General features: G+C 44.8%; 25 protein-coding genes and 1 pseudogene. 22 read left to right on the top strand and 4 right to left on the bottom strand.

What is annotated here, in order from left to right; genetic code table 11:
• The 15 genes from rpsH (at window position 1) to rplQ (ending at window position 8,061) form a co-directional block, all read left to right on the top strand.
• Window positions 1-396 (top strand): 30S ribosomal protein S8, encoded by a 396-nt coding sequence (gene rpsH / locus T538_RS0103685; protein ID WP_031532228.1) that lies wholly within the window; start codon window positions 1-3, stop codon window positions 394-396.
• A 15-nt stretch (window positions 397-411) separates the two neighbouring features.
• Window positions 412-978, top strand: a complete 567-nt coding sequence (rplF, locus tag T538_RS0103680) for a 50S ribosomal protein L6 (protein ID WP_031532227.1) — start codon at window positions 412-414, stop codon at window positions 976-978.
• Between the two features lie 18 nt (window positions 979-996).
• Window positions 997-1,338 (top strand): 50S ribosomal protein L18, encoded by a 342-nt coding sequence (gene rplR / locus T538_RS0103675; protein WP_031532225.1) that lies wholly within the window; start codon window positions 997-999, stop codon window positions 1,336-1,338.
• A 6-nt stretch (window positions 1,339-1,344) separates the two neighbouring features.
• Entirely contained in the window at window positions 1,345-1,857 is a 513-nt protein-coding gene (gene rpsE / locus T538_RS0103670; protein WP_031532223.1) for a 30S ribosomal protein S5, read from the top strand.
• A 19-nt stretch (window positions 1,858-1,876) separates the two neighbouring features.
• Window positions 1,877-2,053, top strand: a complete 177-nt coding sequence (rpmD, locus tag T538_RS0103665) for a 50S ribosomal protein L30 (RefSeq protein ID WP_031532222.1) — start codon at window positions 1,877-1,879, stop codon at window positions 2,051-2,053.
• A gap of 24 nt (window positions 2,054-2,077) precedes the next feature.
• Window positions 2,078-2,524: a 50S ribosomal protein L15 gene (gene rplO / locus T538_RS0103660; RefSeq protein WP_031532220.1), complete on the top strand. Its 447-nt coding sequence runs from the start codon at window positions 2,078-2,080 to the stop codon at window positions 2,522-2,524.
• A 6-nt stretch (window positions 2,525-2,530) separates the two neighbouring features.
• Complete coding sequence (gene secY / locus T538_RS0103655) at window positions 2,531-3,871, top strand: preprotein translocase subunit SecY (RefSeq protein WP_031532219.1); 1,341 nt, start codon at window positions 2,531-2,533, stop codon at window positions 3,869-3,871.
• A 19-nt stretch (window positions 3,872-3,890) separates the two neighbouring features.
• Entirely contained in the window at window positions 3,891-4,688 is a 798-nt protein-coding gene (gene map, locus T538_RS0103650) for a type I methionyl aminopeptidase (RefSeq protein ID WP_031532217.1), read from the top strand.
• Window positions 4,689-4,695: 7 nt separating this feature from the next.
• Window positions 4,696-4,914 (top strand): translation initiation factor IF-1, encoded by a 219-nt coding sequence (gene infA, locus T538_RS0103645; RefSeq protein WP_002558052.1) that lies wholly within the window; start codon window positions 4,696-4,698, stop codon window positions 4,912-4,914.
• A gap of 8 nt (window positions 4,915-4,922) precedes the next feature.
• On the top strand, window positions 4,923-5,039 hold the full coding sequence (gene ykgO, locus T538_RS17980; protein WP_008623101.1) for a type B 50S ribosomal protein L36: 117 nt from the start codon (window positions 4,923-4,925) through the stop codon (window positions 5,037-5,039).
• A gap of 34 nt (window positions 5,040-5,073) precedes the next feature.
• Window positions 5,074-5,454 (top strand): 30S ribosomal protein S13, encoded by a 381-nt coding sequence (gene rpsM, locus T538_RS0103640; RefSeq protein WP_031532210.1) that lies wholly within the window; start codon window positions 5,074-5,076, stop codon window positions 5,452-5,454.
• 9 nt (window positions 5,455-5,463) lie between these two features.
• Window positions 5,464-5,853, top strand: coding sequence for a 30S ribosomal protein S11 (gene rpsK / locus T538_RS0103635; protein WP_031532209.1), 390 nt, complete (start codon window positions 5,464-5,466; stop codon window positions 5,851-5,853).
• Between the two features lie 93 nt (window positions 5,854-5,946).
• Window positions 5,947-6,552 (top strand): 30S ribosomal protein S4, encoded by a 606-nt coding sequence (rpsD, locus tag T538_RS0103630; RefSeq protein WP_031540817.1) that lies wholly within the window; start codon window positions 5,947-5,949, stop codon window positions 6,550-6,552.
• 10 nt (window positions 6,553-6,562) lie between these two features.
• Window positions 6,563-7,561: a DNA-directed RNA polymerase subunit alpha gene (locus T538_RS0103625; protein ID WP_031532207.1), complete on the top strand. Its 999-nt coding sequence runs from the start codon at window positions 6,563-6,565 to the stop codon at window positions 7,559-7,561.
• Window positions 7,562-7,566: 5 nt separating this feature from the next.
• A complete protein-coding gene (rplQ, locus tag T538_RS0103620; protein ID WP_031532206.1) occupies window positions 7,567-8,061 on the top strand; it encodes a 50S ribosomal protein L17 in 495 nt (164 codons plus the stop codon).
• Window positions 8,062-8,825: 764 nt separating this feature from the next.
• Here rplQ and T538_RS0103610 read toward each other — a convergent pair.
• Both T538_RS0103610 and T538_RS0103600 read right to left on the bottom strand, forming a co-directional pair.
• Window positions 8,826-9,302, bottom strand: coding sequence for a septal ring lytic transglycosylase RlpA family protein (locus T538_RS0103610; RefSeq protein ID WP_034538854.1), 477 nt, complete (start codon window positions 9,300-9,302; stop codon window positions 8,826-8,828).
• A gap of 201 nt (window positions 9,303-9,503) precedes the next feature.
• Entirely contained in the window at window positions 9,504-10,838 is a 1,335-nt protein-coding gene (locus tag T538_RS0103600; protein WP_031532203.1) for an NADP-specific glutamate dehydrogenase, read from the bottom strand.
• A 464-nt stretch (window positions 10,839-11,302) separates the two neighbouring features.
• Here T538_RS0103600 and T538_RS0103590 point away from each other — a divergent pair, with 464 nt between their 5' ends.
• The 6 genes from T538_RS0103590 (at window position 11,303) to T538_RS0103565 (ending at window position 19,500) form a co-directional block, all read left to right on the top strand.
• Window positions 11,303-11,923, top strand: coding sequence for a TetR/AcrR family transcriptional regulator (locus T538_RS0103590; RefSeq protein WP_031532200.1), 621 nt, complete (start codon window positions 11,303-11,305; stop codon window positions 11,921-11,923).
• Window positions 11,924-11,941: 18 nt separating this feature from the next.
• Window positions 11,942-13,348: a TolC family protein gene (locus T538_RS0103585; RefSeq protein ID WP_081834848.1), complete on the top strand. Its 1,407-nt coding sequence runs from the start codon at window positions 11,942-11,944 to the stop codon at window positions 13,346-13,348.
• A 4-nt stretch (window positions 13,349-13,352) separates the two neighbouring features.
• Window positions 13,353-14,369 (top strand): efflux RND transporter periplasmic adaptor subunit, encoded by a 1,017-nt coding sequence (locus tag T538_RS0103580; RefSeq protein ID WP_031532198.1) that lies wholly within the window; start codon window positions 13,353-13,355, stop codon window positions 14,367-14,369.
• A gap of 42 nt (window positions 14,370-14,411) precedes the next feature.
• Window positions 14,412-17,633, top strand: a complete 3,222-nt coding sequence (locus tag T538_RS0103575) for an efflux RND transporter permease subunit (protein ID WP_051655860.1) — start codon at window positions 14,412-14,414, stop codon at window positions 17,631-17,633.
• Between the two features lie 14 nt (window positions 17,634-17,647).
• Window positions 17,648-17,941, top strand: coding sequence for a PG0541 family transporter-associated protein (locus T538_RS0103570; protein WP_031532196.1), 294 nt, complete (start codon window positions 17,648-17,650; stop codon window positions 17,939-17,941).
• A 569-nt stretch (window positions 17,942-18,510) separates the two neighbouring features.
• The gene (locus T538_RS0103565) at window positions 18,511-19,500 is read left to right on the top strand and encodes an outer membrane beta-barrel protein (protein ID WP_031532194.1); all 990 of its coding nucleotides are present in this window, start codon (window positions 18,511-18,513) and stop codon (window positions 19,498-19,500) included.
• 203 nt (window positions 19,501-19,703) lie between these two features.
• Here the strand turns inward: T538_RS0103565 and T538_RS0103560 are convergent, their stop codons facing one another.
• Entirely contained in the window at window positions 19,704-20,201 is a 498-nt protein-coding gene (locus T538_RS0103560) for a hypothetical protein (protein ID WP_051655859.1), read from the bottom strand.
• Window positions 20,202-20,226: 25 nt separating this feature from the next.
• On the opposite strand from T538_RS0103560, the pseudogene T538_RS18780 reads away from it, so the two are divergent.
• Window positions 20,227-20,376 (top strand): annotated as a pseudogene (locus T538_RS18780) (IS982 family transposase); the annotation flags it as partial.
• A gap of 183 nt (window positions 20,377-20,559) precedes the next feature.
• Here T538_RS18780 and T538_RS17585 read toward each other — a convergent pair.
• Window positions 20,560-25,329: a pectinesterase family protein gene (locus T538_RS17585; RefSeq protein ID WP_051655858.1), complete on the bottom strand. Its 4,770-nt coding sequence runs from the start codon at window positions 25,327-25,329 to the stop codon at window positions 20,560-20,562.
• Window positions 25,330-25,520: the final 191 nt, after the last annotated feature.

The following is a 25,520-nucleotide window of genomic DNA, read 5'->3' as shown; positions in this document are numbered from 1 at the left end:
ATGACAGATCCAATAGCAGATTATCTCACCAGATTGAGAAATGCAATTAGTGCAAAGCACAGAGTTGTTGAAATCCCTGCATCAAACTTGAAGAAGGAGATCACTAAGATCTTGTTCGACAAGGGTTACATCCTGAACTACAAGTTCATCGAGGAGGGCCCACAGGGAACAATTAAGGTAGCATTGAAGTACGATGCTGTTAACAAGGTTAACGCTATCAAGAGCCTCAAGAGAGTTTCTACTCCAGGTTTGCGTAAGTACACAGGCTACAAGGACATGCCGAGAGTTATTAACGGATTGGGTATTGCTATAATATCTACATCTAAAGGTGTAATGACTGATAAAGAGGCTTCAGAACTTAAGATAGGTGGTGAAGTGCTTTGTTATGTATATTAATAGGAGGATTCAGATATGTCAAGAATTGGAAAGTTACCTATCGTAGTCCCTGCAGGTGTTACAGTAACACTTAAGGACAATGTGGTTTCAGTTAAGGGCCCAAAGGGTGAGCTAACACAGACTGTTGATCCTTCTATATCTGTTGATTATACTGACGGCAAGATTTCTTTTGCCCCAGTTGAAGGTGCTGATATTGATCCAAAGCAGCAGCAGGCATTCCACGGTTTGTACCGTGCATTGGTGAACAATATGGTTCACGGTGTTTCTGAAGGCTACAAGAAGACTTTGGAGTTGGTTGGTGTAGGTTATCGTGCATCTAACCAGGGTAACATCATTGAATTCGCTTTGGGTTACACTCATAGCATTTTCTTCGAGTTGCCATCTGAGATTAAGGTTGAAACTAAGTCTGAGAGAAACCAGAATCCAATTATCATATTGGAGTCTTGCGATAAGCAGTTGTTGGGCCAGGTTTGCTCTAAGATTCGTTCTTTCCGTAAGCCAGAGCCTTACAAAGGAAAGGGTATTTTGTTTGTTGGCGAACAGATTCGTAGAAAGTCTGGTAAGTCAGCTGGTGCTAAATAATTTTAAACTCCTACGATTATGACAACAAAATCAGATAGACGAATCAAAATCAAATACAGAGTACGTAATAAGATTACAGGTACAACAGAGCGTCCACGTTTGAGCGTATTCCGCAGCAACAAGCAGATCTATGTACAGGTTATTAACGATTTGACTGGTACTACTCTTGCTTCTGCATCTTCACTTGGCATGGAAGCTATGCCTAAGAAGGAGCAGGCTGCCAAGGTTGGCGAACTGATTGCCAAGAAGGCACAGGAAGCTGGTGTTACTACTGTCGTATTCGACCGTAACGGATACTTGTATCATGGTAGAATCAAGGAGGTAGCTGACGCTGCCCGCAATGGTGGACTTAAATTCTAATTAATTATGGCAGTAAAAAATGTAAAAATAGGCAGCGATGTCGAATTGAAGGACAGATTGGTTGCTATTAACCGCGTTACTAAGGTTACAAAGGGTGGTAGAACTTTCACATTCTCTGCTATTGTAGTTGTAGGTGATGGTAATGGTATCATTGGCTACGGTCTTGGTAAGGCTGGTGAGGTTACAGCAGCAATCGCTAAGGGCGTTGAGTCTGCAAAGAAGAACCTTGTAAAGGTTCCTGTTCTTAAGGGAACTGTTCCACACGAGCAGGCTGCTAAGTTCGGCGGTGCTGAGGTATTTATCAAGCCTGCATCTACTGGTACCGGAGTGGTAGCAGGTGGTGCTATGCGTGCTGTTTTAGAGAGTGTCGGTATTACTGACGTTCTTGCAAAGTCTAAGGGCTCATCAAACCCTCACAACCTTGTAAAGGCAACTTTCGAGGCTCTTGCTGAGATGCGTGACGCTAAGACTATTGCACAAAACAGAGGTGTGAGTCTTGACAAAGTATTTAGAGGATAAATAAAAAGGAGGAATATTTATGGCAACTATCAAAATTAAGCAGATCAGAAGCAGAATTGGTGCTCCTAAGGACCAGAAAAGCTGTCTTGATACACTTGGATTGAAAAAGTTGAATCACGTTGTAGAGCGTGAGGATACTCCTTCTTTGCGTGGTCAGATTGCTAAGGTTCATCACCTAGTAACTATTATTAAGTAATCAATCGTTTAACATAGATTTGATATGAATTTAAGTAATTTGAAGCCAGCTGCTGGCTCTGTTAAGACTGCAAAGAGAATTGGTCGTGGTCCAGGTTCTGGTAAGGGCGGCACTTCTACTCGTGGTCACAAGGGTGCAAAGGCAAGATCTGGTTATAAGAATAAGATTGGTTTCGAAGGTGGTCAGATGCCTCTTCAGCGCCGTCTACCTAAGTTTGGTTTCAAGAACTTCAACCGTGTTGAGTTCCAGCCAGTAAACTTGGATGCTATCCAGAAGTTGGTAGAGGCAAAGAATCTTGCAAAGGTAACTATCAACGATTTCGTTGCAGCAGGTTTTGTTTCAGCTAACGCTAAGGTTAAGGTTCTCGGCAACGGTGCTTTGACTGCTAAGGTTGACGTTGAGGCAAACGCTTTCTCTAAGAGTGCTGAAGCTGCTATTCAGGCAGCAGGTGGTAATGCAGTAAAACTGTAAATCAAAATGGGAAAGGCTAGAGAAACATTGTTGAATATGTGGAGAATTAAGGATCTTCGTATGAAGATCCTCATAACTCTCCTTTTCGCTGCAATATACCGTTTTGGTTCGTTTGTGGTTCTACCTGGTATTGACCCTGGTCAGCTGGCACGTTTGCATGAGCAGACCAATAACGGTTTGATGCAATTGTTGAACATGTTCTCGGGCGGTGCGTTCTCAAATGCTTCGATTTTTGCATTGGGAATCATGCCATACATATCTGCTTCAATTGCAATCCAGATTGCGTCGATGATCATGCCTTCTGTTCAGAAGATGCAGCGTGAGGGCGAAAGCGGTAGAAGAAAGCTTAATCAGTATACCCGTTATCTGACTTTGGTTATATTGATTGTTCAGGGCTATTTCTATATCGAAAACTTGAAGGCGCAAGCAGGTGATGCTATAAATCCTGCAATCAGTGGATTGGCATTCCAGCTGATTTCTACTGTCATTTTGGCAGGCGGAAGTATGTTCATCCTTTGGTTGGGTGAGCGTATTACAGACCGTGGAATCGGTAATGGTGTATCAATTATCATCATGCTCGGTATCATTGCTCGCCTACCAGCATCATTCACACAGGAAGTTGTAACTCGCTTGGAGAATGCGCACGCTGGTGGTTTGGTAATGTTCTTGATAGAGATGGTAATTCTGTTGGCAGTTATGATGGCAGCAATTCTTCTTGTTCAGGGTACTCGCCGAGTTCCTGTTGACTATGCAAAGAAGATTGTTGGCAACCGTCAGTACGGTGGTGCTCGCCAGTATATCCCATTGAAGCCATACGCTGCTAATGTAATGCCTATCATCTTTGCACAGGCTATCATGTTCATCCCTCTGACACTTGCAGGCTTTAGCGGTAAGAGCAACAATTCTGTTGTAATGTTGTTTATGGATCATACAAGCTGGCTTTACAATATTGTATTTGCCTTGTTGATTATAGGATTTACATATCTGTATACAGCAATTACACTGAATCCTGTTCAGATGGCAGAGGACTTGAAGCGTAGCAACGGCTACATCCCAAAGATTAAGCCGGGTAAGGATACTGCAGATTATATCGACGGTATCATGAGCCGCATTATTCTTCCGGGTTCTTTGTTCTTGGCATTCATCGCTTGTATGCCAGCATTTGCCGGTATATTCGGTGTAAAGGCAGAGTTCGCTCAGTTCTTTGGTGGAACATCTTTGTTGATTCTTGTAGGTGTAGTGCTTGATACTCTGCAGCAGATCGAAAGCCATTTGCTGATGAGTCACTATGACGGATTGTTGGAGGAAGGTCACATCCGTGGCCGTAATGCTGCTCCTGTAGCTTAAATATTATTGATTAAAGGCAATGATATTTCTTAAGACTGATGAAGAAATAGAACTACTTAGGCAAGCAAATCTGCTGGTGGGTAAAACACTGGCAGAACTTGCCAAGATTATACAGCCGGGTGTAACAACCCGCCAATTGGATAAGGTTGCCGATACTTTCATTCGCGACCATGGGGCTGAACCAACATTCCTTGGTTTCCCCAATCCTTATGGCGGTCCGTTCCCTGCGAGCATCTGTACATCTGTAAACGATCAGGTTGTACATGGAATACCAAATGATAATCCGCTTGAAGAGGGTGATATCGTTTCTGTTGATTGTGGAACTCTTCTGAACGGTTTTAATGGCGATTCGTGCTACACATTCTGTGTTGGCGAGGTAAGTCCGGAGGTTATGCAACTTCTGAAGACAACAAAGGAATCGCTTTACAAGGGTATTGAGCAGGCTGCTCCCGGAAGGCGTTTGGGTGATATCGGCTTTGCTGTCCAGACACATTGCGAAGACAAAGGATACGGAGTTGTCCGCGAATTTGTTGGACATGGAATTGGCAGGGAAATGCACGAAGATCCGCAAGTACCGAACTATGGTCGAAGAGGTAACGGACCTCAGATAAAGAATGGTCTGTGTATTGCGATTGAGCCAATGATTACGTTGGGAAGTCGTGAGATATACATGGAACAGGACAGATGGGGTATAAAGACTCGCGACCATTCAGTTGCTGCCCATTACGAGCATACGATTGCGGTACGCAAGAACGGCGCAGATATTCTTTCATCATTCGAGTTTATCGAAGAAGTTTTAGGAGATAAAGCAATTTAATTATTATATGGCAAAGCAGTCAGCTATAGAACAAGACGGAGTAATCGTAGAGGCATTGTCTAATGCAATGTTTCGTGTTGAACTGGAAAACGGTCACGAGATTACAGCACATATCTCAGGTAAGATGAGAATGCATTACATAAAGATATTGCCCGGCGACAAGGTTCGCGTGGAGATGTCTCCATACGATCTTTCAAAAGGCAGAATAGTATTCAGATATAAATAAAATTAGATATGAAAACAAGAGCATCATTAAAGAAGCGTACCCCTGAGTGCAAGATTGTTCGTCGCAAGGGACGTTTATATGTTATTAACAAAAAGAACCCTAAGTTTAAAATGCGTCAGGGTTAATTGATTATTTTTGCAGAAAAAAATAATATAGAATATGGCAATTAGAATTGTTGGTGTAGATTTGCCTCAGAATAAGAGAGGTGAAATCGCGTTGACCTACGTATACGGTATAGGTCGTAGTAGCTCAGCAAAAATCTTGGAGAAGGCTGGTGTCGACAAGGACATTAAGGTAAAGGACTGGACCGACGACCAGGCTGGTAAGATCCGTGAGATTATTGCTGCTGAATACAAGGTAGAGGGTGACCTTCGCTCTGAGATTCAGTTGAATATTAAGCGTTTGATGGATATCGGTTGCTACCGTGGTGTACGTCACCGTATTGGTCTTCCTGTTCGCGGTCAGAGTACTAAGAACAACGCTCGTACTCGCAAGGGTAAGAAGAAGACAGTTGCAAACAAGAAAAAAGCTACTAAATAATAATTAGATATGGCAAAGAAAACAGTCGCAGCTAAAAAGAGAAACGTAAAGGTTGACGCTATGGGTCAGTTGCACGTACATAGCTCATTCAACAACATCATCGTTTCTTTGGCAAACAGTGAGGGTCAGATTATTTCATGGTCTTCAGCTGGTAAGATGGGATTTAGAGGTTCTAAGAAGAACACTCCTTATGCAGCTCAGATGGCTGCCCAGGATTGCGCTAAGGTAGCGTTCGATCTTGGCCTAAGAAAGGTTAAGGCATACGTTAAGGGTCCAGGTAACGGACGTGAGTCTGCTATCAGAACTGTACACGGAGCTGGTATCGAGGTTACAGAGATTATAGACGTTACTCCATTGCCACATAATGGTTGCCGTCCTCCAAAGAGAAGAAGAGTATAATTGAAATAACCGATTTATCAAAATGAGACTGTGTTTCGGCTGCAACTGTAAGGCAGTCTCATTTTAACACAAAAAACTAAAATTAAAGAAAGTATGGCTAGATATACTGGACCAAAATCAAGAATCGCACGTAAGTTTGGCGAGCCTATTTTTGGAGCTGACAAGGTTCTTTCAAAGAAGAATTATGCTCCTGGACAGCACGGTAACAACCGTCGCAAGAAGACTTCTGAGTACGGTGCCATGTTGGCAGAGAAGCAGAAGGCAAAATACACTTATGGCGTTCTCGAGAAACAATTCCGTATCATGTTTGAGAAGGCTGCCAGTTCAGACGGCATTACCGGTGAGGTATTGTTGCAGAACTTGGAGTCACGTCTTGACAATGTAGTGTTCCGTTTGGGTATTGCTCCAACACGTGCAGCTGCTCGTCAGTTGGTTAACCACAAGCACATCACTGTTGACGGTGCTGTTGTTAACATCCCTTCATACGCAGTTAAGCCAGGTCAGGTTATTGCTGTTCGCGAGAAGTCAAAGTCATTGGAGGTTATTGCCAATGCATTGGCTGGCTTCAACCACAGCAAGTACCCTTGGTTGGAGTGGGAGGAAAGCGCAAAGGCTGGTAAGTTCCTTCACAAGCCAGAGCGTGCTGACATTCCAGAGAACATTAAAGAGCAAATGATTGTCGAGTTGTACTCTAAATAATAATTGAAGAATGGCGATATTAGCATTTCAAAAACCTGATAAAGTTTTAATGTTAGAGGCCAATGACAAATTCGGTAAATTCGAGTTTCGTCCATTGGAGCCTGGCTTTGGTATTACTATCGGTAATGCCTTGCGCCGAATACTTCTTTCATCTTTGGAAGGTTTCGCAATCAACACCATCCGTATTGCAGGTGTTGAGCACGAATTCTCTTCTGTAGAGGGCGTTAAGGAAGATGTTACTAACATTATCTTGAACTTGAAGCAAGTTCGTTTCAAGCAATTAGTAGCAGATCGCGAGTTTGAGAAGGTAAGCATTACCGTATCAAACGCAAGCGAGTTCAAAGCCGGTGATATAGGTAAGTATTTGACTGGATTTGAAGTGTTAAACCCTGAATTGGTTATTTGCCATTTAGATTCTAAAGCGACAATGCAGATTGACATCACTATTAACAAGGGTCGCGGATATGTCCCTGCCGATGCAGAGGAGAACAGAGACAATGTCAGCGATGTTAACGTGATTCCAATCGACTCTATTTACACTCCAATCCGTAACGTAAAGTACGCTGTAGAGAATTTCCGCGTTGAGCAGAAAACCGACTACGAAAAGCTGTTGCTTGAAATTACAACTGATGGTTCCATTCATCCAAAGGACGCTCTTAAGGAGGCTGCTAAAATCCTTATCTACCACTTCATGTTGTTCTCTGACGAGAAGATCTCTATCGAGAATGCTGGTCTTGATGACAACGAGGAGTTCGATGAGGAGGTATTGCACATGCGTCAGTTGCTGAAGACTAAGTTGACTGATATGGATCTTTCTGTTCGTGCCCTCAACTGCTTGAAGGCTGCAGATGTTGATACACTCGGCGACTTGGTACAGTTTAACAAGACCGACCTGCTTAAGTTCCGTAACTTTGGTAAGAAATCGCTCACTGAGCTTGATGATTTGCTAGAGAGTCTGAATCTTTCGTTTGGAACTGATATTTCTAAGTATAAATTAGATAAAGAATAAAAAAAATGAGACATAATAAGAAATTTAACCATTTGGGTCGTACCGCATCTCACAGAAAGGCAATGTTGTCAAACATGGCAGCATCTTTAATCTTGAGTCCGCGCAAAAGAATCACTACGACTGTTGCGAAGGCAAAGGCTTTGAAGAAGTTTGTTGAGCCTTTGATCACTAAGAGTAAGGAAGATACTACAAACGCTCGTCGTGTTGTGTTCAGCAACTTGCAGAATAAGTTTGCAGTAACAGAATTGTTCCAGGTGATTTCAGCAAAGGTTGCTGACCGTCCAGGTGGTTACACTCGCATCATCAAGACTGGTCTTCGTAAGGATGATGCTGCAGAAATGTGCTTCATCGAACTCGTTGACTTCGATGAGAACATGGCAAAGGCTGCTGCTAAGAAGACTCGTACTCGCCGTTCTAAGAAGAATAGCGCAGCAGTAGAGGCTGAGGCTCCTGCAACAGAGGCTGTTGAAGCTACTGAAGAGGCTCCTAAGGCTGAATAATTGTTATATTCTATATTCTATATAAAGGCTGTTCTGAGAAGGACAGCCTTTTTTATTTGCGGGGTTGTTTGTTGATTGCATTCGCTCGGGTTCAGAAATGCCCCATTTAGCCATTCTGTTTTTTGCAAGTCTCTATCTCCGTGCAAGAAATACAACGTTTATTTGCCCTTTTAAAGAAATGTAGTAAATTTACAGATAAACATCAGTCAAATAAATGAAGAGTAAAATATTTCAAATTCTATTGTTCGCAACGCAGTTTGCTTGTGCACAAAAGCAAAAACATGTTTCCGTTATTGAAAGTTGTGAATATAAAAAGACATTGAATCATACCGAGTAAGTGCGATTTCCTTACGGGAAAGTATATATTGACGGTAAGTGGTATGAAAAAGAGTATCTGCATATTGGCAGACCGCGTTTTTTTGCAAGTGAGGATTCGATAACATTATCTATTGATTCTTATGATATAAGGGGGCTTTAACAGAATACAGAATAAAAAGGGATTTGAATTTCTAAGGGGGCATTATGATTGGTATACTGAAGATTTCTCACTTCGGGAAATGGCATTAAACTTGAAGTTGTAGAATCTGACAGCATAGAAAAATACATCGTATACAGACTCTATAATGATAATAATGTAGATAATTATTTCATGACATCAGAGCATAACGGCATTTTTGCGATGTATTCGGTTGGTTCTAAGTGGAGCCGTGAGAAGATTGTCGCTTTTCTGAAGAAAGTTCGCAATTCGAATTTTGAATAGAAGGCTATCTTCTGTTCTTCTTTATGCTCGACGAGAAATTAGGCATGTATGAGCCCTCTTCTACGCCCCAGTCTAACTCTGGTACTTCTATAGGAGAATCGTCCCTGTATGGCACCACTATTTCCTTGTAGACCGATACCTCGACAAGTGCTATTCCCGAGCGGATGATGTCGAGTTCTTTTGCGGCTGCCCACGATAGATCTATCATCAGTCGTTTTGAGTGTGGACCGCGGTCTGTTACCTTTACGATAACTTCCTTGTCGTTTTTAGGGTTTCTGACCTTCAGGTATGTGCCCAGCGGATAGGTTAGGTGAGCGCACGTCATGCTGTCTTTGTTGTAGCGTGTGCCGTCGCTTACTCTGCGCCCGTGCAGTTTGTTTGAGTAGTACGATGCCTTTCCCGTTGTGGTGTCTTGTGCATGTAGCGTTAAGCATAAAAAAAGCATAAGACACAACACGTATATTTTACTTATATTCTTCATTCATTGACATTTTTTTCTTACATACGCATTTACAAAGATAGTAAAAATGTGTGACGTAAGCAAAAATCGCTTTTGAAAAGTGCTTTTGCGCTTCTGCGCCAAGAAGTGTGTCTTCTCCGTAAAAATGAAGACTGCCGGTATGAAAAACATACCAGCAGCCCTTTATTTCAAAAATCAAAAACTTATGATTATGTCTCGTTATTAAACGATACCCTGAGCCATCATAGCCTTTGCAACCTTCATGAAGCCTGCAACGTTAGCACCCTTAACGTAGTTAACGTAGCCGTTAGCCTCAGTACCATACTTAACACAGTTAGCGTGGATATCGTCCATGATTCTGTGAAGCTGGTTGTCAACCTCCTCGGCAGTCCAAGAAAGACGCTCAGAGTTCTGTGACATTTCAAGACCTGATACAGATACACCACCAGCGTTAGCTGCCTTACCCGGAGCGTAAAGAATCTTAGCATCCTGGAATACTTTAATAGCCTCTGGAGTAGAAGGCATGTTAGCACCCTCAGATACTGCGAATACGCCGTTAGCGATTAGCTTCTGTGCATCCTCGCCGTTGATTTCGTTCTGAGTAGCAGATGGAAGAGCGATGTCTGCCTTCTCGCCCCAAGGACGAGCGCCCTCTACATACTTGCAGCCATACTTCTCAGCATATTCCTTGATACGTCCGCGCTGTACGTTCTTAAGATCCATTACGAAGTCGAGCTTCTCGCGAGTGATACCGTCTGGATCGTAGATGTAACCGTTAGAATCAGACAAAGTAACAACCTTTGCGCCAAGCTGGATAAGCTTCTCTGTAGTGTACTGAGCAACGTTACCTGAACCTGAAACAAGAACTGTCTTGCCCTTGATATCGATGTTCTTAGTCTTAAGCATGTTAAGCAAGAAGTAAACGTTACCATAACCTGTAGCCTCAGGACGGATAAGAGAACCACCGAACTCACGGCCCTTACCTGTAAGCATACCAGTAAACTGGTGAGTAAGCTTCTTGTACATACCGAACATGTAGCCAACCTCGCGGCCACCAACACCTATATCACCTGCTGGAACGTCCTCGTCAGCACCTACGTGACGGTAAAGCTCAGTCATGAAAGCCTGGCAGAAACGCATAACCTCGGCGTCTGACTTGCCACGTGGAGAGAAGTCTGAACCACCCTTAGCACCACCCATTGGAAGAGTTGTAAGAGAGTTCTTGAAAGTCTGCTCGAAAGCAAGGAACTTAAGGATACCAAGGTTTACAGAACGGTGGAAACGGATACCGCCTTTGTAAGGGCCGATAACGTTGTTGTGCTGGATACGGTAACCCATGTTAGTCTGTACGTTACCCTTGTCGTCAACCCATGAAACACGGAACTCGATTACGCGATCTGGAATACAGAGACGCTCAATGAGGTTAGCACGCTCAAATTCTGGGTGCTTGTTGTACTCTTCTTCGATTGTAGGAAGTACCTGAGATACAGCCTGGATGTACTCTGGCTCATTTGGGAAGCGTCTTTTCAGATCTTCCACTACCTGATTTGCGTTCATAATGAATTTTTCTTTTATTGGTTGTTTAAAAATTTCAGTATTATCAAACAATAGAATAAAACTATTTTCTTGTTTGCGCTGCAAATATACTACTAAAATTTATTCAAACAAACTTTTTGCTAACAAATCGTTAGTTTTAATAAATATTTTTGTAAAAAAAGGCATTTATGCATGCGAAATCCATTTTTTTTCATATAAAAATACAGAAAACCACGTTTTTTATTATCAGACTGACTGTTTTATACATTTTCTATCAGGTAATGTATAACAAATGTTGCATAAATTTTAGTTATGCCGATATTCTGTCAGATGTCTCATTCGGATATAAAAACAGAATGTTCGGAACAGGAAAAACAATAGAAAACCCGAAAAGAAAAAAAAGTTTTCGAAAACTTTATCATATTGAAAAAGTTTTCTATCTTTGCAGCGTCATTTTAAGTTTTAATGAATAGAATAACATTTTAATGGAAGAAAGGGATTCAAAGAGAGAGGAACTGAAGGGAAGGATTCTGAGAGTTTCGATTGAAGCATTTGCAAAAGATGGTATCAAGCCTGTAACGATGGACAAGATAGCGTCTTCTCTTTGTATCAGTAAGCGAACTCTGTACGAGGTGTATGAGGACAAGGAGGCGTTGCTCGAGGACTGCTTCCGTCTTCTGAATAGCGAAAAACAGGCTCGCCTAAAGAGTATGTACGAGAACTGTGACAATGTTCTGACGTTCCTTTACGAACTATACAAAATGCACATGAACGAGATTCAGACTGTGAATCCGCGATTGTACGACGACATCGTAAAGTATCCAAAGTTGCAGGAGATGATAAAGTGCGAGTCGGCTGAGCGTAACAAGACCGCCGGCCAGTTTTTTGCTCGCGGAGTTGAACAGGGCTTGTTCCTTCCGGAAATAAATTACGGACTTTTACGCTTGGTGAACGAGGTAGTTCGCGAGGGATTTATGAAAGACAATTCGAAACTGAAGGAGTTTTCGATGGAGGAATCGTTCCGTACGATGTTTTTTATAAGTGTCAGAGGTATTTGTACGGAAAAAGGACGAATGTTATTCGACAGCTTGTTTCTAAATAAATAAAGGTAAAATAAGATTTTAATGAAAAGTAGAATGTTTTTTTCAGTAGGCCGAAACTGGTTGCTGGCTTTGTGTGCCGTTGGCTCGCAGGTGGCGAACGCAGAGACGGTGCAGCTCAACCTCGAAAAGGCTATTGAGTATGCGGTAAAGCAGAATCCGTCGGTAAGGATTGCGAATCAGGACATTGAACTGAAGAAACTCGCCGACAAGGAGACCACCGAGGGACTTTACCCGACTCTCGATTTTACGGGCAGTTTTACTCACAACTTCAAGGTGCAGACAATTCACATGATGGACAGAGACATCAAGATGGGTTCGCCTAACACGGTGAATGCCGGTCTGGCACTTAATATCCCAGTGTATTCACCTTCGCTTTACAAGACGATGAAGTTAACAAAGACAGACATCAGTCTGGCAGTCGAGGCTTCGCGCTCTTCTAAACTCGACCTTATAAAACAGGTATCAAAGGCTTATTATCAGCTTCTTCTGGCTCAGGACAGCTACGAGGTGCTTGCTGCAAGTTACTCGGTTGCCGAGCAGAACTACAAGGTGATAAGCGACAAGTTTGACCAAGGCAGAGTGAGCGAGTATGACAAGATAAGTGCCGAGGTTCAGGCTCGCAACATAAAGCCTCAGGTGGTATCGGCAAAGAATTCCATTGCCCTTGCAAAACTTCAGTTGAAGGTGCTGATGGGAATGGATAGCAATGTTGAGATTGAGGTAAACGACAAACTTGAGAACTACGAGGCTCAGCTGAAGGATCAGATTCAGATGTCATCGCTCTCGCTCGAGGATAATACTACACTCCGCCAACTCGACCTGAACCAGCAGATTCTTAACCACAATCTGGCTATTTCTAAGACAAGTTTCCTGCCTACCGTTTCGTTGTCGGGCGCATATCTCTACACAAGTATGTCTGACAACTGGAACCTGTTCAAGTACAAGTACAACCCATACGTTTACGCAACTCTCAACGTAACAATTCCAATCTTCCGCGCAAAGAACTGGACTTCTTTGAAGAAGGTTAAGATGCAGCAGAGAGAACTCGCGCTGAACAGAACAAACGCCGAACGACAGATAAACATGCAGGTTCAGACTTATCTCGACAACATGTCGGCAAGTCAGGAGCAGGTAGAGTCTAACAAAGAGGCAGTAGTAAAGTCAGAGAAGGCCCGCACCATTGCCGAGAAGAGATACGAGGTAGGAAAGGGAACGATTCTCGAACTCAACTCGTCGGTTGTAGACGTAACCTCGGCCAAACTTACCTACAAGCAGTCAATATACGATTATCTTTCAGCCCGTACCGACCTTAACTATGTGCTTGGACATGAAAGCAAGTATCTTGAGATGGAGCCTGAGGATGACGGCTCTGTACTGAAGGCAAAGAAACCTGCAAAGGAAAATGCAAACAATAACGATAATAAATAAGACAATGAATAAGATAAAGTTTATGGCTTTTGCTGCGATAGCAGCTTGCACGCTTGTTTCTTGCGGAAAGAAGGACAAGGAAAATGAGACTGACAAGGCAAAAGAGATACCACAGGTAAAGATTGCCGATGTGGTTGAGGATGACATTGCACAGACCGAGGTTTACACGGCTACTGTTGAGAGCGATGTTAAGAACAACATCTCGCCTAACGTGCCTTACCGTATCGAGAAGATTTATGTTGAGGTGGGCGATCAGGTTCGCAAGGGTCAGGTGCTCGTACAGCTCGACCAGTCGTCACTCCGCCAGTTGAAACTTCAGATTGACAACACTCAGATTGAGTTCAACCGTGTTGAGGCTCTCTACAAGGTTGGCGGTGCATCAAAGGCTGAGTACGACAATATGAAGATGAACCTCGACGTGCTTCAGACTCAGTATCGCCAGATGGTTCAGAACACACAACTCCTGAGCCCTATCAGCGGCGTTGTTACAGCCCGCAACTACGATAACGGCGATATGTACACAAACACTCCAATACTTACGGTTGAGCAGACAAACCCTGTAAAACTTTTGGTTAACGTTTCTGAAAACTATTACAAGTTGATAAAGAAAGGTCAGTCGGTTGACATCACTCTCGATGCTTACGAGGGCGAGAACTTCACCGGAAAGGTAACAATCGTTTACCCAACCATCGATGCCGCAACTCACACCTTCCCTGTTGAGATTACGATAAACAACAGCAAGCAGAAGGTTCGTCCGGGTATGTTTGCCCGTGCAACCGTAAGTTTCGGCTCACAGCGCCATGTGCTTGTGCCAGACGAGGCTCTTGTAAAGCAGGTTGGTGCAGGCGACCGCTATGTTTATGTATATCAGGGCGATTCTGTTGTATACCAGAAAGTTGAACTTGGCAAGCACATCGGCACAAGTTACGAACTTATGAGCGGCGTTGAGCCGGGTTCTAAGGTCGTTGTTGCCGGTCAGAGCCGCTTGACTAACGGCCGTAAGGTTGAGGTTGTTAAGTAACAGCCGCCTCTGTTTTATTCATTCTAACAAAAAAGAAATTATATGAGTTTATACGAAGGAGCGGTAAAACGCCCGATTATGACGAGCCTCTGTTTCTTTGCCGTCATAGTCTTTGGTATCTTCTCATTCTTCAAGTTGCCTATCGACTTGTATCCGGATATAGATACCAATACTATCATGGTAATGACTTACTACACAGGAGCCAGCGCCAATGATATTGAGAATAATGTGACCCGTCCGCTTGAGAATACGCTTAACTCTGTTGAGCACCTCAAGCACATCACGTCAAACTCGCGCGAGAACATCTCTGTAATCACCCTTCAGTTTGAGTATGGTTACGATATCGATGTGCTCACAAACAACGTGCGAGACAAGCTTGACATGGTTAGCAGCGCCTTGCCTGATGAGGCTCAGACGCCTATCCTGTTCAAGTTCTCTACCGATATGATTCCTATTCTGCTCATCTCTGTTCAGGCAGACGAGAGCCAGAAGGCACTCTACAAGTTGCTCGATGAGCATGTTGCCAACCCGTTGGCGCGTGTTGACGGAGTGGGTACGGTGTCAATCTCGGGTGCTCCGCAGCGTGAGATTAACATCTACATGGACCCACAGAAGATGGAGGCTTACAACCTCAGCCCGGCTCAGGTTAGTAACGCCATCGCTGCCGAGAACCGAAACGTTACAAACGGTACTGTTGATGTTGGTACGCAGACATACACGGTTCGTGTCGAGGGCGAGTTTACAGACCCTCAGCAGATGCTGAACGTTGTTGTTGGCACTCGCAACGGAACGAACGTATATCTTCGCGATGTGGCTCGCATTGAGGATAACCTTGAGGAGCGTGCGCAGCGCACATTCAACAACGGCGTTCAGGGTGCCATGATTGTGGTGCAGAAGCAGAGCGGCGCAAACTCTGTTGCCATCTCGGACAAGGTTATGAAGATGCTTCCTGACCTTGAGAAGAATCTTCCTTCGGATGTAAAATTGGGTATCATCGTTAATACTTCGGAGAACATCCACCACACAATCGACTCTCTGGTTGAGACCATTGCATACGCTATGCTGTTCGTGGCATTGGTTGTGTTCATCTTCCTTGGCCGATGGAGAGCAACCGTGATTATCGTAATCACCATCCCGATGTCGTTGATTGCCTCGTTCATCTATCTGTATGCAACGGGCAGTTCGTTCAACATGATTTCGCTTTCTTGTTTGAGTATTGCCATCGGTAACGTTGTGGACGATGCCATCGTTGTGCTCGAGAATGTTACTACGCACATTGAGCGCGGTTCTAATCCTAAGCAGGCTGCCGTTCATGCTACCAACGAGGTGGCCATCTCGGTTGTAGCCTCAACGCTTACAATGATTGCCGTGTTCTTCCCACTTACAATGGTTACGGGTATTGCCGGAATCCTGTTTAAGGAGTTGGGTTGGATGATGTGTATCATCATGACGGTTTCTACTCTTAGTGCGCTTTCGTTCACTCCTATGCTTTGTTCGCTGTTGCTTCGTTTGCAGAAGAAGCAGAGCAAGCTGTTCAAGAAGCTCTATACGCCTGTTGCCAACGCTCTCGACTCGCTCGACGACTGGTATGAGCGCCGAATCAACTGGGCGGTTCGCCATCGCTATATTGTGATTGTGGGCTGTTTTGCATTCTTTGCAATGAGTATTGGTGCTGTTGCTGTGTTCGGAATCAAGAGTGAGTTCTTCCCTGCCAACGATAGCGGTCGTGTGGGTGTAACGCTCGAACTTCCTATCGGTACACGAGTTGAGAAGGCCGAGGAAGTGGCAAAGGCTCTTACCAACAAGTGGATTGAGCGTTACGGCAAGACAATGCAGAGTTGTAACTTTACCGTTGGTCAGGCTGGCGATGACAACACATTCGCTTCGCTCCGCGATAACGGTTCGCACATCATTTCGTTCAACGTACAGATGATTCCGTCTAACGAGCGTGAGAAAGGATTGGCTCAGATTTGCGACGAGATGCGTGCCGACTGTAAGGCAATCCCAGAACTTGCCAAGTACAACGTACTTCTTGGCGGTAACTCGGGCGGCGGAATGGGCGGTCAGAGTACAGCATCGTTCGAGATTTACGGATACGACATGGACGAGACCAAGCGCGTTGCCGACGAACTTGCCGACTCTCTGCGCAGTCATAGCGATATGATTACTCAGGTTAACATCTCGCGTTCCGACTATCAGCCTGAAATTGTTGTTGAGTTCGACCGCGACAAACTGGCTCAGCAGGGCATCGGTCTTTCTGCTGCCGCAACAAGCGTTCGAAGCCTCATCTACGGTAGCCAGATGTCATACTATCGCGAGGACGGTGAGGAGTACGACATCAAGGTTCGCTACGAGCCTTCTGCCCGTATCTCGGTTGATGACATCGAGAACATGGTTATCCCTAATGCCAAGGGACAGAACGTAAGAATCCGCGACATCGCAACGATAAAGGAGTCTGCCATTCCGCCAACCATCGAGCGTAAGGACCGTCAGCGTATCGTAACGGTTAATGCCGTTCTTGCCGATGGATATGCGCTTTCTGATGGTGTTGAGCTTGGTCAGAAGATATACAAGGGTATGGATTATCCGTCAACAGTTACCGTTCAGGTGGCAGGTTCGTACGAAGACCAGATGGATAGTAACAGAGACCTCGGAACACTCGGTATACTTATTATCATCCTTGTGTTCATCGTGATGGCGGCTCAGTTTGAGAGTCTGACATATCCGTTCATCATCATCCTTTCCGTGCCGTTTGCATTCTCTGGAATCATTCTTGCGTTGCTGACAACTGGCACAAACATGAACATCATGTCAATGCTTGGTGGTATCATGCTTATCGGTATTGTGGTTAAGAACGGTATCGTGCTCATCGACTACACTCAGCTTATGCGCGAGCGAGGTCTGAGCCTTATCCACTCGGCTGTAGTGGCAGCCCGCAGCCGTCTGCGCCCAATCCTCATGACAACACTTACAACCGTACTTGGTATGGTTCCGATGGCTATTGGTACGGGTGTAGGTGCTGAGATGTGGCGTCCGCTTGGTGTTGCTGTTATCGGTGGTCTTACGGTTTCAACAATCCTTACTCTTATCTATGTTCCTGCAATGTTCTGTATCTTCGGTTCTGTGGGCATCTGGAGAAAGCGCCGCAGCCTGAGAGCAGACCGTGAACTTAACGAGTATTGGAAGGAGCACAAGGCCGAGGAGCAGTTGAGCGCAAGCCGTGCTACTTCAATGGAGCACTCATCACACAAGTATATTGAATAATACAGATTCTTGATATGAAGACTATTTTTATAACATACGATCAGGCACATCACGATGATGTAGTAGAAGTGCTTACAAAGTCTACCGCCCGTGGCTACACGCTTTTGCAGGGCGTAGGCGGAAGAGGCTCGAAGAACGGTGAACCGCACCTTGGTTCGCACGCATGGCCGTCAATGAACAATGCCATCCTTACTATTGTTGAGGATAAATTGGTAGAGACGGTTCTTGAGCGTCTGCGTCAACTCGACGAGGACAACCCGATGCTCGGTCTGAGAGCATTTGTGTGGAACGTAGAACAGAGCATCTGATGAGGCTCTGAAAGCATAAAAAACGCGGCGGCATTCCTTCTTTCTGTTGGGATGCCGCCGTTTTTTGTTGAATAGCATGGTATAAATGTGCAAAACCCGAACGCATCCCGAAGGAATCCCGAAACCTTCTGCTTAGCCGAATTGTAATATGGCAAACATAGATTTCGGGATAAGAAACGCCATCTCCAGATGATTATTCGGAATGACGCTGAAGGCGTCACCTCTCAGTAACCGCAGCATCCGTAGGATCTGCGGGCTGAAACACAACGAATATCATCGACCCTGAAAGCGGTCGCCCATTGCGACAGATGGGGCACTCCTTCAGAGTGCTTGTTGTTGATAGCTCTTATTCCGCAGGTCGTCCCGACCTACGGTTATTAAGCGGAGACGCTTCCAGCGTCTACAGATGAAAAGTACTTTTATATAATCAACAAATTATATGTTGTAAAAGTAAGAGATGTATTGAATTTAATCCCGAACTCATGTGTAGAAAACCTTTGCAGATTTGCAAGAAAAGTATATTTTTGCACAATCATTCAATTCAATATCCTATTACAAAGAAAAATAAGATGAAAAAGGTATTTTCTGGTGTGCTGACAGTTATAATGGCAGCAAGTTGTCAGACATCACCAAAGGTAGTGGCAGAACTTACAGAAGCATATCCCTCTCGCCCTGCCAACTCAGTTATGGTTTACGATGTGAGCGATTCTGTACCTGCGGCAGCAAAGACTATCGGAAAGGTAAAATGTGTAGACGGCGGACTTACGCCTACAAAAAATTGTCTCTATGGCAATATGCTGGCTTTGGCGGTAAGGAAGACTGCCGAAAGTGGTGGTAACGTGCTGCGTATAGACAAACATAAATATCCCGACGGAAAGTCAACCTGCCATCGTTTCTGGGGTACTATTATGCTTATGCCCGACAGCTTGGTAAAGTCTGATACTCAGACATCGCTCCAGAATATCGAGGAGAGGCATGATGCCGAATATGCCGAATATGCCAACGCGATGATTCAGAGACAGAAGAAACTCTACGATGTTCCTCATGACGTTGTAAAGGTTGGCGTAGGTCCCGGATGGATTCTGTCAGAATTTACGACTTATAATGGCACATATAAGCGCAAGATGGGATTTAATGTTTCTGCCGACTATCAGCACATCTGGAACTATGGATTTGGTCTTGGCGTAAACTACCAGTACTTCGGAACATCATTCGACAACGACTTGAAGTTAAAGATGCATTACATCGGTCCAAGTCTGGCGGCAAGCATGAAACTTGGCAAAAAATGGATTTGGGATGTTCAGTTAGGTTTGGGCTATACGAATTATACCGAAAGCATATCAAACAGTTATAACTCCGTCTCAGAGAGCATTAGCCGTATGGGAGTGATGGCTCAGATGGGAGTTCATTATAAGATGTCGGACAAGATTGGCATTGGCTTGCAGCTTGATTCGTTCAGGATGTCGATGGAAAGGCCTGAGGGAATAGACACCTCAAAGTACGATTTCTACGGAATAGAGCGAATGGACCTTCAATTTGGTCTGAGATTCTACATGTAAATATTTTGTCGGCAGTTTGGCAAACAAAAAAAAGAGGGCATGTCTGTTTTTTTTGACACACCCTCTTTTTTATTTGATGACGTATTTGTCTAATCTTACGTTCTGCCGAATTTCTGCGCTCGAACTTCGTTAGCTTGTTACCGAAGGGACGCAAGAATTTGGCAGCAAGAAAGATTGGAAATCTGCAAATGTTGAATCTCTTATCAATCGAATTTACGCACAACAATGCCTGACATATATTCTGTAGGAGGATATGTTATAGGATTTCTACGACTGAAATTGTCAAAATAGTATTTTGCAGGTATGTCATATCTTGCCAATATCTCATTATTATCGACGATTGTTTGCCATGAGTGACTATTGTATACAGCCTCGTCTAAAATAAATAATGTTACTGTGTCTGTTATATAAACATCATCATCAAGATATGTGGTAATCTCTTGCTTTGTATTAGGAGCGATATCGTAAAAGAAATAGTTATTACTTTCTGTCAAAACAGTATCGTATAAACAATGATTATCTCTTATTGTAACGATTTTATTCGAATTAGGAATAAAATCGCGTGTTTTTAACGCAGCCACAACAATGCCTGATTCTGACACGTTTTTTACAACTATACAGCTAGTTTCAACCGTTTCTGGACATCCTGTAAGAGTCAGAAGTAGAATAATAGCAATGGTAAACAAACTAATTTTTTTCATAAAAAAATAAAATTAATAATTAAAAAACCTTGTGCACTCACGCCATCGCTCGATACATAATTTTATCATGAACATCTGCTCTGCCCTTACTGCATATTGCTTCTTCGAGAACAAGCCGGATGCCCTTCCTGTGCATGTCGAAAAATCAAGACAACTTGAGCTGTTTGAACTCTAATCTTATCCCGAACTGGCGCATAGTTTAATTTGGCATAAAAGATTTGCGCAAATATAAAACATCTTTCATCGTGTTCCGTCAAAGTTACAGTTAAAATAGCAAACGCTTTGATGCAGAACAGAAAAAGAGGCTGATGCCGTTGCTGGTATCAGTCTCTTTTGGGTTTGATGTCTTTTAATTCGTTTACTTCTTATAAACCTTCTTGCCGTTCTCGATGTAAACGCCGTGCTGCGAAGGCTTGTTCAGTTTCATTCCGTTTACTGAGAATGATGCGTCGCTTTCAGTATTCCTATTAGCCGAGATATTCTTAATATCGGTAGTGAGAACCGTAACGCTTTCAGAAGCATCTGAAAGTGCGCCATGCTCGTTTACAGACTGAACGGAAACCACATCTCCCACATTTGCAACAAATCTGCATTCAGTTGGGAAACTTACGGCCTTTCCGTTTACCGTTACAACATAGCAGATGGCATAGTCGTCGGCATTCCATGTTATTACGTTGCCGTTAAGCGAGAGAACTGGAGTTGAAGTCTTCTCTACTATAGGCTGCGGATTCCAATAGCCTGTCTTGCCGCTGCTCTTGTCGCCGCTGAACACGTTCTCGATGGTGTATTGCTTAGCCTCATCGTCGGTAAGGAAGTTCTTAGCCTTGCCGCTCACCTTGTTGCCTGTTGCCTTGTCGGTATAGTAATAGTCGCTGATGCTCTCTGTGCTGCGAGCATATCCGTTGGCATCCCACATGTCGTACACCGCCCAGAGTTTAGGCAGACCGCCCATTGTTGGATACCAAATGCCGTCGTATGGAGTAACCTCGCTCTGTGTGTGAAGGAATACCGTCATAGGAGTTTCGTGCCATGGGCGGCCAAAGTATACCTTGGTGTCGCTCGAAGGAGATGTTACTCCGCTGACAATCTTGGTGTTGTTGAACACATATCCCCATCGGGTGTTGGCTGGATGGTTTGGCGCGACGATATATCCGCCTGCCTGACGCACGATTTTCAGCGTACAACCCTCGAAGAATACATCGCCCGAACCGTATATGAAGTCGACCGCGCCCTCGATTGTTGAGTTGTTCCAGAACTGGCGGTTGTATGTCGAAGCCGAATAATAGGTGTCTTGATAAGAGCGGACATTGCAGTTGTTTATAACTGCGCGGTCTGACGACATGTTAAGCGCGAGAGCCTGAGGACCAGCCATCTTCTCTACGGTCCAAGCCTCGTTTACAAGCGTTACGTTCTCCATGAAGAAGTCGGTTGCCGCTGCCGTAACCTCCATCGAAGCACCTGCGTTTATGTGATACCACACGCGTGTTCTGTCAGAACAGCCACCGTCAAGACGGTCACCGGCAATCGTAACTTTATCTACTGCCTGACCGATGAGGTGAATGTTTGGCTTGTTTACGCAAACCAGATTACATTTGTCGTATTCGTTTGCTCCGCCCGGAATCTGAACGGTCTCGGTGCTTGTCGAGCCAGCCGATGTGTCGGCGTATCTCATTCCGTAGCTTGCATTGAACGTCTTGTTAGGGTCTTTGTAATAACCTTCTTTTATGTAGATGAGATAAGGCTTTGCTGATGCCGAAGGTGCGTCGTCTATCGCATCCTGAATGTATCGATACTGCGCTGGCATGTCGGCTGAAGCCTCAATCTTGTCTACGCTGAGGGAATGGTCAACAATGGCGTTGAATGTGCGTTGAGCCGGCTTCTGTCTGTCCATAACCGTAAATTCTACCTTAACCTCAGGAGCGGCGTTGCCCGAAAGGTCTTCGGCAAATCCGGCAGGCATCACGAAGTTGTAGGTTGTGCCGTATTTCAGGTTGAAGTAGTTGAACGAAACGGAGCGCGAGTTCCATGTTGGTTCAAGTTCCTTTGTCTCGCCGCCGCCCGAAATCGAAACCTTGCCGTTTACGAGGTTTGCGCTGCGGATGCGTTCGTTGAACGATACTGTGATTGTTCCTGAACTGCTTGTTCCGGTTGAGCCATTAGTCGGAAGAACGCTTGTAACAACGGGGGCGTCGTTGTCTTTCACAACCTTGGCTGTTCCGAGGACGAAAACATTGCCGAAGCCTGTTTCTGAATGGTCGCAGTAGTCGAGTCCGTCGAACTTTTTGTCGAACTGGTACGATGTGCTAAGAGTAGCGTCGCCGTCTCCTACAATGCGTATTGTAACCAGATTTTTGTCCATTGCCGATTCTGGCAGACTTATTGCGATGTCATCTTTCAGAACATTTGCCGTGATTGTCCATTTTGCTCCGTCGATGTCGGCAAATGATTTTCCGTCGGTGCTTATCTGAGCCTTCCAGTTTGCGCTTGCCATGTTCTTGGCAGCCATTCCGGCATACATCGTTGCCGAGGTGAATCCGATTGTCGAGAACTGATATTGGAATGCCACGTCGGTTGTGCGGTAGCCGTTTTGGTAAAGACCGTTAAGACCGCTTAATGTTGCAGACTCTCGGTTGCGCACTACTGGAGTTCCGCCGTTCTGCGTGTAAACCAGAGAGCCGTCGCTAACTCTTACGATGCTTGCCTTTGCGTTTCTGCTTGCATCCCATACAACGTCGGCGTTGTAAGGATATTCGGCTGTTGTGTTGTAGGCATATCCCTGAACCTTCGAAGCGTCGAATACGGCAATGAAGTCCTGAACCTCGTAGTTGGCTACCAGTTCTATGTTGCCGTTTACTTTCAGATTACGTATAGCGTTGTTGCCTGCATTCTCATTATCGTCGGTCCAACTCAAGAATTTCAGAATCTTGCTTTCGTTGGCAGTGGCTACAATCTCCGTTCCCTCCTCATACTTGTTGCCGTTATTGTTTGGCGATATTGTTACGCTTCCGAGCGACATCTCCATGTCGTTGGTAGTGCGAGCCGTTACAGTGTAGACGTTAAGCGGAACGAAGACGGCAGTGATGTCTTTGTCGGCATCTATTGTAATGGTTGTGGTAGGCTCGGTAGAGATTGTCTTGCCGTTGTTGTCCTGCCATTCCTTAAATGTGAATCCGAAGTTTCTTGTAGCCGTGAGAGTTGCCTCGCTGCCTTTCTTGTATGATGTGAGAACTGGGTTTACTGTAATTTTTCCAGCGTCGGCAGGAGAGACTTTTGTTGTCAGACTGTATCTTGCCTGAGCCGATGAGTTTCCGCTTTTTGCCACTCCGTGAATCGTGACGTCGCTCAAGCATATTGTCTTTCCTGTTGCCTCGCCCGAATACCAAGGATAGATGCGCAGATAGAGCGATTCGCCCTCGTCGAGCGTAAGCACAGGCTCGGCGGTTACAAGATATGCTGTGTTGCTTGTCATCGACGCAAACTCTTTTATCTGCACCGGATTTGCAAACTGGGCATCGGTTGAATAGTAAATCTTGCATCTCATTCCGTTTCCGCCTGCTCCGGCAACATACATGCTTATCTTGTCAATGTCTATGCTTGTGTTCTCGGGAGCCGAAACGCCAAACTGAATGAATCTGTCGCTCACCTCGTCAATCTCTCCGGCAGGCCATTTGTTGCCAGCCACGCAGTTGCGCTGAACGGTATGGCTTGCATCGTAGTTGCTGCCCTCGGGCCACACGGCAGCCTTGTTTATGTTTTGGTAGCCCGAAACCGTCATGTTGCTCATCGTCTGCTCAAGAGGGGTGATGCTGCCTGTAACCACTGGCGTAGCGTTGCTGGTTAGAGGCCATACTACGCTTGTCTCTATTCCTCCTGCGCTGCTTTTTCCTGTTGCAGAGAGTTCTATGGTCTTGCTTGTCGTTCCGTCTGTTGCGGTGAGCGAGCCTCTTGTCATGCCCTCTGCTGAAACCTTGAAACGGATGTAGATTGTAGAGATGAGTGTATTCCCGTTGTAATCTATGCTTGCAGAGTTAGAGAAATTGGTTTTGTCGGTAGAAACCTCGAATCCGCCTTCGGTCTTGAATGTAAAAGTACCCGCAGCCTTGGCAAGTCCAAAGGCTGAGATGTTGAACTCTTTGGTTACGGTCATGCCGATGTAGGCGGTTCCCAAATCTCCGTCTGAAGGTGAAAGTGAGACCTCGTTGCTAACTACCACATATTTAGCCAGATTTGCAAGCACCGCGCTACTCTTTGGTGTGCTTACGGCATTCTCGCCGTTCTTAACTGCCTGAGCAAACAGACGTGCCACCAGCGTTGCGCCGAGGGCTTTTGGATGTGTTGAGTCGTCGGAACAGAAAATGTTGCTTGTACAGAAGTCGTTTCCGTAGCTGAGATACATTTTTCGGGTAAGTTCGGTAATGTCTACAACCGGAACATCATCGTACTCGCATGCTACATCTTTCAGAGCCTGCACATAGTCCATTGTATTATCCGACTCGGCAAGTTTGTTGTTTGTCGTTATTCCGCTTTCGGTTAGTTTTGCGAATCCATCGCCCAAATCGTGCTGCCCCTTTCTCGATATGTTGCTTCCGCTGAAGTATTTTCGGCAGATAGGCGTTACGATAATTGGAATTCCGCCGCGCGCCTTTGTCTCGTCAATGAATGCACGAATGTACTTTTTGAACGTGTTGAACGGTGTTGTTCCGCGATAGTCGGTAGATGCCGCCTCTGTTGTGTTGCCTATGCTCTTGTAGTATGCAATAACCTCGTCGCCATCCATTCCGTTGTTCTTCTCGTCGTTATGGGCAAACTGAATCAGAACGTAGTCGCCCTGCTCGATTGTTGTGTTGCTGCTTTTGCTTGCCACCATCGTTGGCCAGTAAGCAGCTTCGTTGTAGAAACTTTTCGATGAGGCTCCCGATTTGCCACGGTTGTTTACCGTAACAAAGTTGGCATCGAAAAACTGTTGTAGCATCTGGGCCCAACCGCGTTTGTCGGTCGAACTCTCATCGTAGGTCTGCATAGTAGAGTCACCTATGCTATGCACCTTTATCTGAGCTGTTGTGCTCGTCGCTGCCGTTAATAGCAGTGCCGCCGCAAGCATCAGAAACTTAAAGAATGTTTTAGTCATACTTTTTTGGTATTAGTTGTTAGTAAAATTGATTAGAAAAACTCGCAGCAAAGCTACGCCTTATATTTCAATGCTATAGGGTAAAAATAAACTAATGATGGGGCGTTTTTAGTTCAAAGTGCTTTTAACGCACTTTTTAATGTCTAACGAGTTCTTTCTTGGAGAGGACTGAGTAGGGTATCATCTTGTAT

It is taken from the genome of Bacteroides sp. Ga6A2 (assembly GCF_000702225.1).
Taxonomy (GTDB): domain Bacteria; phylum Bacteroidota; class Bacteroidia; order Bacteroidales; family Bacteroidaceae; genus Ga6A1.
This window is presented reverse-complemented; position numbering and strand designations above follow the sequence as displayed.